Source organism: Collinsella sp. TF05-9AC, from assembly GCF_003438495.1.
In the GTDB taxonomy this organism is placed as follows: Bacteria; Actinomycetota; Coriobacteriia; order Coriobacteriales; family Coriobacteriaceae; genus Collinsella.
In genome coordinates this window covers 19,349-30,388 of sequence record NZ_QSSH01000029.1, presented here as the reverse complement: position 1 = coordinate 30,388, position 11,040 = coordinate 19,349, and the positions used below count along the sequence as shown (strand labels likewise).

The window sequence follows — 11,040 nt, the reverse complement described above, 5'->3', positions numbered from 1 at the left end:
GTGGCCACCATGGTCGTGGGCATCATCGGCGCGTTCTTCGGCGTGCTGGCGTAAGGGCCCGGCTGCATAGATTTTCGTTGCAACCTGGAAAGGGGATGGAGCAGGCCTATGCCCTCCATCCCCTTTTTGTATAGAAGGAGTTCGTATGTTCGCGAAGGATCGCGAAGCAATGCGCCTGACGCCGGCAGAGGTCAGGCTGATTCTTATTGAGTCCCTGCAGTGGTGCGCCAACAACGCGGTCTACTTTTTGGGGCTTATCGGTGCGGCCACGTATGATCTGGCCGGCACGGCCTTTTTGGTTGCCGCCATTACGCTCGCGCGCAATCTTATGACGTCGGTGGGCAATATGGTGTCGGGCTCGGTCATCGACCGCTTTGGACCGCGCCGGACGTCATTTGTGACGTGCGTGATTACGGCGGTGCTATCGCTTGGCGTGGGGTTGGCGCCGTTGTCTGTCCCCGGGCTTGTGTTTGCCGCGTGCGTCTTGGGACTTGCGGGCGGCTTTATCAACACCTGCACGCATGCGTTTCCGGGATACCTGGAGTCGACCACCGAGGGCCGTACCCGCGTGAACGGTCTCATGGTGTTCTACAGCAATATCGCCTATACCGCTGGCCCGCTGCTCGGCGGTGCCATCGTGAGCTGTTTTGCCACGCAATCGGTCTATCTGCTCATGGCGGGCATGATGGGTGTGGCGGCCGTGCTCTCCTTGGGCTGTCACGAGTGTGTTGCTCCCGCAAAAGGGGAGAAGCCGAAGGGCGGTATTCTGGGCGGCATGGCCGAGGGCGCGCGACTTACGTTTCGCGACCACGACTTGCGCCTCATCTTTATCTCGGGCTTTTTGGGTTTCTTTGCGTTCGGCGCGTTCGATTCGCTTGAGTCGTTGTTCTACCGCGATGTGCTCAACGTGGATATCGTCTGGCTGGGCTGGCTGTCCTCGGTCGTGGGCCTCACTTCCTCGGTGGGCGCGTTCATCCTGACCAAGCTTTCTGCTCGCCATGTCAACCTGCGATTGTTGCTCGGCGCGCTCATGGCCGTGGGCATTGGGTCCATGGTGTACGTGGGCACCGATATGCTGGGGGTTGCGATTATCGGTCAGGCGATTAACGGACTGGCTTGGGGTTTCTTGGAGCCGCTGCAGATGATCTTGATTCAGGAGCGCGCGGACATCAAATACCTGGGGCGCATTACCGGCTTTGTGCGTTTTGGCCTGATGAGCGCCGGCGTGCTTCCGTTGCTGGCGGCTCCGTTTTTGGCGGAGGCTTTGGGCGTTCAGGCGGTGCTGTTTGGGGCATCGACCATTATCGCGCTGGTAGGAACGCTGTTCTTTGTCACACAAGGGAGGCGCCAGAGGTGTTAGCTATACATTCAATTCTAATTTAATACCACTCACCAGAGAATTTCGACCGTTCACCGAGGATTGGAGCAGATTGATAAGTGGTATTAAAAACACATTAGGTGTATGTCTATAATTGGTATCGAAAAGAAACGCAATGTATAGAGTTGCGTGCAGGACAGAAAGGAAAAGCCATGAAGGAAACCGAGAAGATCGAGATCATGCACTTCGACCAGGAGGGCTATCTCGAGGACGGCAAGAACGTCTACGAGACCGGCAAGAAGATGATTGAGCTCGCCGACAAGGTCGCCGACGAGGGCTACGACGCCGTGTTCCTGATGGGCGTCGGCGGCACCTGGGACGAGCTCATGCAGCTCGAGTACCTCATGAACAAGTTCGGCGACCGCGACCTCGAGGTCTACCTGATCCACGCCGCCGAGTGGAACGCCATGGGCCACAAGCGCATGACCGAGAAGTCCGTCGTGCTCACCGCCTCCGAGTCCGGCACCACCCCCGAGGTCCTCGAGGCCGTCAAGAAGATGAAGGAAAAGGGCATTCGCGTCTACGCCATGACCAAGCCCGAGGGCCCCATCGGCCAGGCTGTCGGCGCCGAGAACTGCGTCAAGATGGCTTCCGATCATGGTAACGGCGGCTGCGAGATGGGCTACTACCTCGCCGACTGCTTCGGCCTGCGCCTGCTCAACCGCCGTGGCTGCTTCCCGCAGTTCGATAAGTTCATCGAGCAGACCAAGGATGTTTGGACCCACCTGGTCGACATCCGCAAGAGTTTCGAGCCGCGCGCCGAGGAGCTCGCCAAGAAGTACGCCCTGGCCCCCTACACCATGTTCATCGGCTCCGGCGCCCTGTGGGGCGAGACCATCCTGTTCTCGATGTGCATCCTCGAGGAGATGCAGTGGAAGCGCACCCGCTACATCACCTCGGCCGACTTCTTCCACGGCACCCTCGAGCTCGTGGAGCCCGGCGTCCCGGTCTTCCTGTTCATGGGCGAGGACGAGAACCGCAAGCTCGACGAGCGCGTCCGCGCGTTCCTGAACCGCGGCGTGACCGGCGACACCGACATCAACGTCATCGACACCGCCGAGTTCGCGATCCCCGGCCTTGACGACGAGTTCCGCGTCATCGTCTCCCCGTGGATCCTCTCCTCGCTGATCACCGATCGCCTTGCCGCTTACTACGAGACGGTCACCAAGCACAACCTCAACTACCGTCGCTACTATCACCAGTTCGACTACTAAGAGCAAATAACGTTTGTGTAATTGGGCCCCGCTCCTATATGGAACGGGGCCTCGCTTGGGTTGGAGAGTAATTATGAGCTATCCGCAGCTTGCCGTCATGAATATCAGCCATCGTTATTTTGACCTTGAGGAATTCTTTTCTTCGGCAGCGGCCTCGGGCTACACGTGTTGCGAGCTTTGGACCGGGGCGATGCATCTGTATGTCGATTGCCATGGATACGATTCGCTCGAGCAGGTGCGGGAGCTGTCGCAGCGGTATGGGGTTCGGATTGTGGGGCTTTGTCCCGAACAGAACAACCCCAAGCCGTGGAATATCGCGGCGCGCGGGAATGAGGCGCGTGCCCGCACGCTCGCGTACTTTAAGAACGTTGTAGATATCGCGGCGGAACTTGGAGCCGAGCAGGTCATGGTCTCGAGCGGCTGGGCATTTTTGAACGAGCCGATCGAGGACGCGTGGGGTCGCAGCGCCTCGATGCTGCGTGCGATTGCCGAGCATGCGGGAGAGCGCGGCGTGCGACTGGTGCTCGAGGCCCTACAACCGGTTGAGTCGATGATCGTGAACTCGGCGGCCGATACGAAGTGCATGATCGAGGCAGTTGATCATCCGGCACTTAAGGCGTGTCTGGATTTGGGCGCTATGGCGGTGGCGGGGGATACCATCGACGATTATTTCGATCTGCTTGGCGATGATGTCGCCCACGTGCATTTTGTCGATGTTGCGGCAGATGGCACGACGCATCTTGCCTGGGGTGACGGCGACCGCGATATGCGCGCCGACCTAGATAGGCTGGTGGCGCGCGGCTATCGCGGAGTTGTTTCGGCCGAGACCTATGACTGGCGCTATTTTGCCAATCCCGCGGCAGCCGACGCTCAGGTTATGGCGGAGTACCGACGCGCGATTGGCGCCTAGGTGGGGTTGGGTTGCGGCAATCTGCCCCATGTTTCCAAATGAATACGGCGTGAGCGGCTGCGGCGGATTTTCCCCGCAAGCACTCTAGTATGCTAAAGTACCCAGAAGACCGGCGGAGCTATGCCGGTCGTTCGTTCTATATGAAAAGCAGCATGAGGAGGCTCACCAGATGACGGCCACACCGTGGGGATTCCGGGACATATTGCCCGAGGAGGCTCAGGCGCGCGAAGAGATCGCATGTACGGTGAAGGGCTGCTTCAGGGAGCATCATTACCTTCCGGTCGAGACGCCGCTGCTCGAGGACAAGGGTTCGCTTGAGGAGGGCGGCCGCATTGCGGACACGCCGTTTAAGCTCTTTGATGACGACGGCCGCCTGTTGGTGGTCCGTCCCGACAACACGCTGCCGATCGTGCGCTTGGTTTCGACCCGCATGCGCGCTGCCGACTTGCCTCTGCGCTTACGTTACGAGGCGCCGGTGGTTCGCGAGTGTCAGCGCAATGCCGGTGGTTCGCGCCAGTTTACGCAGTTGGGCTTTGAGCTTATCGGCGCGGGCGATACCTCGGGCGATGTCGAGATTGTCTCGCTGGTCGCCGAAGCCGTGCGCGAGCTGGCACTTCCCGATGCGCGCATTATCGCAGGCAGCGTGCGTCCTTTTAAGGAATTGCTCGCGGTATGCGAGGATCGTGAGCTGGCTGCCGAGACCCTGCGCTGCGTGCATGCCAACGACTTTGTGGGCCTCGATGCCCGCGTGGCTGCCAGCGCCGAGTCCGATGCCGTCAAGGCCGCCATTAGCGAGCTGCCGCGCCTGCACGGTGGTGCCGAGGTGCTCGACCGCGTGGATGTGCTGCTGGAGGCCGCCGGTATTGTCGCGCCGCTGACGCGCGAACTGCGTGCCCTGGTCGAGGGCCTGGCTCCCGAGGACGCCCAGGTGCTGTCGTTCGACTTCTCCATCATGAACTCTTTCGATTACTACACGGGCCTGGTCTTTAAGGCCTATGCCGGCGGCTTGCCCGATCCGGTCGGCTCGGGTGGACGCTACGACTCCATCTTTACCGGTGCATTTGGCGACGGCATCGAGGTACCGGCGGCGGGCTTCGCCTTTTCGCTCGAGCGTCTGGAGGCCGCGCGTACCTCGGCCGAGGACGCCGCTTCCGATGGTGATCACGCCGCGGGCCGTGGCGCCGAGGGTCCGCTGCGCATCGCCGTGCCCAAGGGCTCGCTTAAGGCTGATACGCTCGACGTGCTCGAGGCCGCGGGCCTGGACGTCTCTGAGCTGCGTGACCCCGGCCGTCACCTGATTGTGCGCGGCCGCGACGCGCGTGCCGGCAAGGGCACGGTCGGCGATATCGAGTTTGTCATCGTGCGCCCCAGCGATGCGCCTGCCTTTGTGGGCTGCGGTGGTGCCGATTGCGGCATCTGCGGTTGGGACTCGCTTATCGAGGCCGACCTTAACCTGCTGCAGCTGGTCGATCTGGGCTACGGCCTGTGCACCTTTATCGAGGCGGAGCCCGCGTGGCGCGCCGGTCAGGCCGAGCGCAACTATGCCCGCCGCGGGTCGCTTCGCGTGGCCACCAAGTATCCGCGCATCGCGAGTGCCTGGTATGCCGAGCGAGGCGTGAACGCCGACATCGTTTCGCTGCATGGCAACATCGAGCTGGGCCCCATCGTCGGCATGACCGATCGCATCGTGGACATTACCGCCACGGGCGCCACGCTGCGCGACAACGACCTGGTCATCACCGGTCGCATCATGGACTGCACGGCCCGCTTCTTTGTCAACCCGGGTGCCGCGCGCCTGGATCCGCGCGTGCGCAATCTGGCCGATCGCTTGGCGGCGGCCGTGAAGGACAAGCATTTTGAGCCCGTTGCGGGCTCGGCACAATAGCGCGAGCACGCACGGGCGCCCCAACGTCTGGGCTGCGGGTCGACTGGCGCCGCCGCCCGGCCTCTCGTTTTTCGAACATAACCTCGACCGATAGGGGATACCGATATGAAGACCATCAAGCTTGCTCCCGGTGAGCGCCTCGTTACCAACCAGCTCAACCGCAAGGGCGTGCTGCCGCAAAACATCGTCGACGCCGCCCGCGAAATCGTGGCCAACGTGCGTGCCAACGGCGATGCTGCAGTGCGCGACTATTGCCAGCGCTTTGACGGCGTTGAGCTGCAGAGCTTCCGTCTGCCGCAAGAGCAGATCGATGCCGCGCTCGAAGGCCTCGATCCGGCCTTTGTCGCCGCGCTCGAGAAGGCTGCGCGCCAGATTCGTGAGTTCCACCAGCGCGAGGTCGAGCAGAGCTGGTTTACCACGCGCCCGGACGGCACGATGCTCGGCGTTAAGGTGACCCCGCTTGCAGCGGCTGGCATCTACGTGCCAGGCGGCCGTGCGCAGTATCCCTCCACCGTGCTCATGAATGCCATTCCCGCCAAGGTCGCCGGCGTTGAGCGCGTGGTCATGGTGACCCCGCCGCAAAAGGACGGCCTGATCAGCCCCTACACGCTCGCCGCGGCAAAGCTCGGCGGCGTGGACGAGATCTATATGGTGGGCGGCGCCCAGGCCGTGGCCGCACTGGCGTACGGTACCGAGACCATTCCGCGCGTCGACAAAATCACCGGCCCGGGTAACGCCTTTGTCGCCGCTGCCAAGCAGATTATCTCGGGCGATGTGGGCATCGACATGGTCGCCGGTCCCTCCGAGGTCTGCGTGCTGGCCGATGCCACGGCCAAGCCCATGGTGGTCGCGGCAGACCTGATGGCCCAGGCCGAGCACGACCCGCTGGCAGCCTGCTATCTGGTGACCTGCGACGAGCAGTTTGCGCGCGAGGTCAAGGCGGGCATCGATATTCTGGTGGCGCAGTCCCCGCGTGCCGAGATTACGCGTGCCTCGCTCGATAACGAGGGCACCATCGTGGTGGCCACCGACATGGCTGCCGCCGTCGAGGCGGTGAACACCGTGGCGCCCGAGCACCTTGAGCTGCACTGTAAGGACGCGATGGGCCTGCTTGGCGGTATTCGCAACGCCGGCGCCATCTTTGTGGGCGCTTGGAGCTCCGAACCGCTTGGCGATTACGTTGCCGGCCCCAACCACACACTGCCGACCGGCGGTACGGCCATGTTCTCCAACCCGCTTTCGGTCGAAGAGTTCGTCAAGCGCTCGAGCGTCATTTGCTATACACCCGAAGGTCTGCTCTTCGACGCTCCCGCTACGCAGCGCCTGGCCGAGGCCGAGGGCCTGTGGGCGCACGCGCTTTCCGCCGCTCTGCGTCGCCGCGTGTTGGAGCAGGGCGAGGATGCCGTGAGTGCCGCGTCGCTGGCCGCGGCCGACCTGACCAAGGTCGCCTGGCCGGGCGACGCCGTGGCGACGGTCGCCGAGGGCGTGGACCTGGCGGCTGCGGGCGCGGATGGCGTTGGCGCGACCGGCGAGGAGGCCTAATATGGCCGAGCTGACGCCCCGCATGAAGGAGCTCGTCCAGCCCTACTTGGCCGGTATTGAGCCCTACGATCCTAACTTTACGCCCACGCGCATCAACCTTTCGGCCAACGAGAACACCTATCCCGTGCCCGCCGGCGTGCGCGAGGCGGTTGATGCGGCCTTGGCTGCCACACCGCTCAACCGCTATCCCGACCCCATGTCGAACGACCTGCGCGACGAGCTTGCTGCCTGGCATGGCGTGACGCGCGAGAACATCTGCGTGGGAAACGGCGGCGACGAGCTGCTCTATAACTATCTGCTGGCGTTTGGCGGTGCGGGGCGGACCCTGCTCAACTGCCCGCCGTGCTTTAGCGAGTACGCGTTCTTTGCGTCGCTCTGTCAGACCGAGGTGCGCGACGTGTGGCGTGATCCGGCGAGCTTTGAGCTCGACCAAGCTGCTGTGCTCGCGGCCGCGCCCGAGTGCAACCTGGCAATCGTGACCTCGCCCAACAATCCAACGGGCGACGTGGCTCCGCTCGAATTTGTCGCAGCGCTGTGCGATGCGTGCCCCGGCATGGTCATGGTCGACGAGGCATACGTTGAGTTTGCCGACGATTCGTTTGGCGCGACCACCACGGCGCAGGGACTTATCGCCGAGCATCCCAACCTGGTGATTTTGCACACGCTGTCCAAGGCGTTTGGCGCCGCCGGCACGCGCCTGGGCTACGTGATCGCGGCACCCGAGGTTATCGAGGTGTTCGCGGCGATTCGCCAGATCTATTCGGTCAACGTGCTGAGCCAGGCCGCCGCTCTTGCCTGTGTGCGTGCCCGCGATGCGTACGCGCCCGTGGTGGCGCAGGTCGCATCCGAGCGCGAGCGCGAGCTGGCCGCTCTGCGCGCGATGGCTGCCGAGGGCTTGCCCGTGGAGGCGTGGCCGAGCGCGGCGAACTTTGTGCTCGTGCGTACGCCGCATGCCACGCGCGTGCGCGAGCGCCTGCGCGACGAGTATTCGATTTTGGTGCGCGACTTTAGCTACGCGCCGGGGCTCGCGGACTGTCTGCGCGTTACCGTGGGCACCCCGCAGGAAAACGATGAGGTGCTGGCTGCGTTTGTCGCGCTGGTGAAGGAGGAGATGTAGATGGGCCGCTATGCCGAGGTAACCCGTAAGACGGGGGAGACCGATATTGTCGTCAAGCTCGACCTGGACGGAACCGGAGTGTGCGATATCTCGACCGGCGTGCCGTTTTTCGACCACATGCTCAACGCCTTTGGCCGCCATGGCCTGTTCGATCTGACGGTGCACGCGGTGGGCGACGTGGAAGTCGACGCGCACCACACCGTCGAGGATACGGGCATTGTGCTGGGCGAGGCGTTCTGCCAGGCGCTGGGCGACAAGGCGGGCATTACGCGCTTTGCCGACGCGGCGATCGCCATGGACGAGACGCTTGTGATGGCTGCTGTTGATATTTCGGGCCGCGGGCAGGCCTACTGCGAGCTGCCCGTGCCGACCGAGCGCGTGGGCACTTTTGATACCGAGCTGGCCGTCGAGTTTTTCTACGCCTTTGCGCGCGACGCCAAGCTCACGCTGCACGTGCGCGAGCTGGCGGGCGGCAATTCGCACCACATTATCGAGGCGGCCTTTAAGGCCGTGGGCCGCACGATGCGTCACGCCTGCGAGCTCGATCCTCGCGTGCAGGGCATCCCCAGCACCAAGGGCTCGCTGTAACCGCCACAAAGGCAAAAACCACCACAAAGGTGCCTGTCCCCTTTGTGGTGGTTTTGGATGATGGGAAGAGGAGGGTCGCGTGGGCGAACCGAAGATCGTGGTGGTCGACTACCACAAGGGCAACTTGTCGAGCGTTGTGCGCGGGCTTGCGCGCGCCGGCGCCGTCGCCTGCACGTCGGACGATTCGGAGCAGATCCGCAACGCCGACGGCCTGGTCATCCCGGGCGTGGGCGCGTTCTATGACGCGATCACTTTTATGCGCCAGAGCGGCGAGGCGGACGCGGTGCTCGACGCCGTTGCCGCTGGAACTCCGCTGCTCGGCATCTGCCTGGGCCTTCAGCTGTTTTTTAAGCGCGGCAACGAGGGGGTGCCGGCGGACGAGGGCGTGGTCGCCGACGACAACACCCCCGAGCAGGCCGGTGGCCCCTGGATCGATGGCCTGGGCATTATGCGCGGTTCGTGTACGCGCCTGGAGTCGAGCCGTCTGAAGGTGCCGCACGTGGGGTGGGACCAGGTGCACATGACGCCCGCCGGTGCGGCCGATCCACTGCTTGCCGGTTTTGCCGAGGGCGCCAATATGTACTTCACCCACAGCTATGCGGTGGCCGACGATGCCGATGCCGCCGATGTTCTGGCACGCACGCACTACACGCGGAGCTTCCCGTGCATCGTGCGCCACGGCAACGTGTGGGGCTGCCAGTTCCATCCCGAGAAATCCTCTGCGCTGGGTCAGCGCATTCTTAAGAACTTCGTGAGCATCGTCGAGGGGGCCAGCCGATGATTCTGTTTCCCGCAATCGATTTGATCGGCGGCAAGGTCGTGCGCCTGGAGCGCGGCGACCGGAACCGCTGCAAGGTATATTCCGACGACCCCGTGGCAGTTGCCCGCTCCTTTGCCGAGCAGGGCGCGAGCTGGGTGCACGTCGTCGACCTGTCCGCTGCCTTTGGCGAGGACGAGGACACATGCGCCGCCAACTCAGCGGCGATCGAGGCTATCTGCGGCGTCGACGGTCTGTCCGTGGACGTGGGCGGCGGCGTTCGCTCGCTCGCGCGCATCGATGAGCTGGCCGGCTACGGCGCGTGTCGCATCGCGTTGGGCACCGTGCTGGTGACCGAGCCGGGTTTTGCCGAGGTGGCGGCCCAAGGCTTTGGCGAGCTGTTGGTGGCAGATATTGCCGCACGCGACGGCCAGGTCAAGGTGAATGGCTGGCGTGACGGCGCGGGCGTGGCGCTCGACGACGCCGTGGCGCAGCTTTCCGAGCTGGGTTTTAAGCATCTGGTGTATACCGACATTGCGCGCGATGGCATGCAGGCGGGCATCGATGTGGCGGCGTATCGCCATGTGGCCGAGGTCGCGGGCTTTCCCGTCGTGGCATCGGGTGGCATCTCGACGCTCGACGACATCCGCGCGCTGGCCGCAGTGCGTGAGGGCGCGATTGAAGGTGCCATTACCGGTCGCGCGCTCTACGAGGGCAACTTTACGCTGGTACAGGCGCTGACCGCCGCCCGAGGGGAGGAGTAGCCCATGCTTACCAAACGTGTGATTCCCTGCCTGGACGTCAAGGACGGCCGTGTGGTCAAGGGCGTCAACTTTGTGAGCTTGCGCGATGCGGGCGATCCGGTGGAGCTGGCGCGCGCCTACGACCGCGAGGGTGCGGACGAGGTCGTCTTCTTGGACATTACCGCCACGAGCGACAACCGTGCGACGACCATCGAGATGGCGGCGCATGCGGCCGAGGAGCTAGCCATTCCCTATACCGTGGGCGGCGGTTTTCGCGACCTGGCGGGCATGCGCACCATGGTTGCAGCCGGTGCCGACAAGGTGTCGCTCAACTCTGCCGCCGTGCGCGACCCGTCGCTGATTAGCCAGGCTGCCGCGGCGTTTGGTAGCCAGGCCGTGGTCGTGGCGATCGATGCCAAGCGCGTCGGTTTGCCCGGCGCATCTGGTGCCGACAAGTGGGAGGTCTTCACGGCGGGCGGCCGCAACGCCACGGGCATCGACGCGGTGGCGTGGGCCGAGGAGGCGGCTCGTCGCGGCGCCGGCGAGATCCTGCTCACCAGTATGGACCGCGACGGCACCAAGGCCGGATTTGACCTGGCGCTCACCCGCGCCGTGGCGCGCGCGGTGCCGATTCCGGTGATTGCGAGCGGCGGTGTGGGCGCGCTCGAGCATTTTGCCGAGGGCGTGATTGAGGGCGAGGCCGATGCCGTGCTGGCGGCGAGCGTCTTTCACTTTGGGACGTTCAGCATTCGCGAAGTCAAAGAGTATATGGCCTCTCAAGGTATTCCTGTGAGGTTGGACTTCTAATGCTGCGGGCTTCGCTGCGGCTTGTCCAGGCACCGCATCTTGCCGTTCAAACCGTCGCTCGCGTACCAAAGTACGCGTCGCTCCTCTTTCGCGGCAACC

The 11,040-nt window shown here is 63.8% G+C and carries 10 protein-coding genes; all 10 read left to right on the top strand.

Going from position 1 to position 11,040, the window contains the following annotated elements; all coding sequences use genetic code 11:
- Positions 1 to 145 precede the first annotated feature (145 nt).
- The 10 genes from DXC52_RS08090 to hisF all read left to right on the top strand — a co-directional run bounded on the left by DXC52_RS08090 (position 146) and on the right by hisF (position 10,941).
- Positions 146 to 1,360, top strand: a complete 1,215-nt coding sequence (locus DXC52_RS08090) for an MFS transporter (protein ID WP_199409500.1) — start codon at positions 146 to 148, stop codon at positions 1,358 to 1,360.
- A gap of 170 nt (positions 1,361 to 1,530) precedes the next feature.
- Positions 1,531 to 2,592, top strand: coding sequence for an SIS domain-containing protein (locus DXC52_RS08085; protein WP_117746852.1), 1,062 nt, complete (start codon positions 1,531 to 1,533; stop codon positions 2,590 to 2,592).
- 73 nt (positions 2,593 to 2,665) lie between these two features.
- Positions 2,666 to 3,502, top strand: coding sequence for a sugar phosphate isomerase/epimerase (locus DXC52_RS08080; protein WP_117746851.1), 837 nt, complete (start codon positions 2,666 to 2,668; stop codon positions 3,500 to 3,502).
- A gap of 169 nt (positions 3,503 to 3,671) precedes the next feature.
- Entirely contained in the window at positions 3,672 to 5,387 is a 1,716-nt protein-coding gene (gene hisG, locus DXC52_RS08075) for an ATP phosphoribosyltransferase (RefSeq protein ID WP_117746850.1), read from the top strand.
- Between the two features lie 105 nt (positions 5,388 to 5,492).
- Positions 5,493 to 6,929: a histidinol dehydrogenase gene (gene hisD, locus DXC52_RS08070; protein ID WP_117746849.1), complete on the top strand. Its 1,437-nt coding sequence runs from the start codon at positions 5,493 to 5,495 to the stop codon at positions 6,927 to 6,929.
- Position 6,930: 1 nt separating this feature from the next.
- Positions 6,931 to 8,046: a histidinol-phosphate transaminase gene (gene hisC, locus DXC52_RS08065; RefSeq protein WP_199409499.1), complete on the top strand. Its 1,116-nt coding sequence runs from the start codon at positions 6,931 to 6,933 to the stop codon at positions 8,044 to 8,046.
- Complete coding sequence (gene hisB, locus DXC52_RS08060; protein ID WP_117746847.1) at positions 8,047 to 8,634, top strand: imidazoleglycerol-phosphate dehydratase HisB; 588 nt, start codon at positions 8,047 to 8,049, stop codon at positions 8,632 to 8,634.
- 79 nt (positions 8,635 to 8,713) lie between these two features.
- Positions 8,714 to 9,415 (top strand): imidazole glycerol phosphate synthase subunit HisH, encoded by a 702-nt coding sequence (hisH, locus tag DXC52_RS08055; RefSeq protein WP_117746846.1) that lies wholly within the window; start codon positions 8,714 to 8,716, stop codon positions 9,413 to 9,415.
- Complete coding sequence (locus DXC52_RS08050; RefSeq protein WP_117746845.1) at positions 9,412 to 10,155, top strand: HisA/HisF-related TIM barrel protein; 744 nt, start codon at positions 9,412 to 9,414, stop codon at positions 10,153 to 10,155. The genes hisH and DXC52_RS08050 overlap by 4 nt, the downstream gene beginning before the upstream one ends.
- 3 nt (positions 10,156 to 10,158) lie before the next feature.
- On the top strand, positions 10,159 to 10,941 hold the full coding sequence (gene hisF / locus DXC52_RS08045; protein ID WP_055310384.1) for an imidazole glycerol phosphate synthase subunit HisF: 783 nt from the start codon (positions 10,159 to 10,161) through the stop codon (positions 10,939 to 10,941).
- The last annotated feature ends 99 nt before the right edge of the window (positions 10,942 to 11,040 follow it).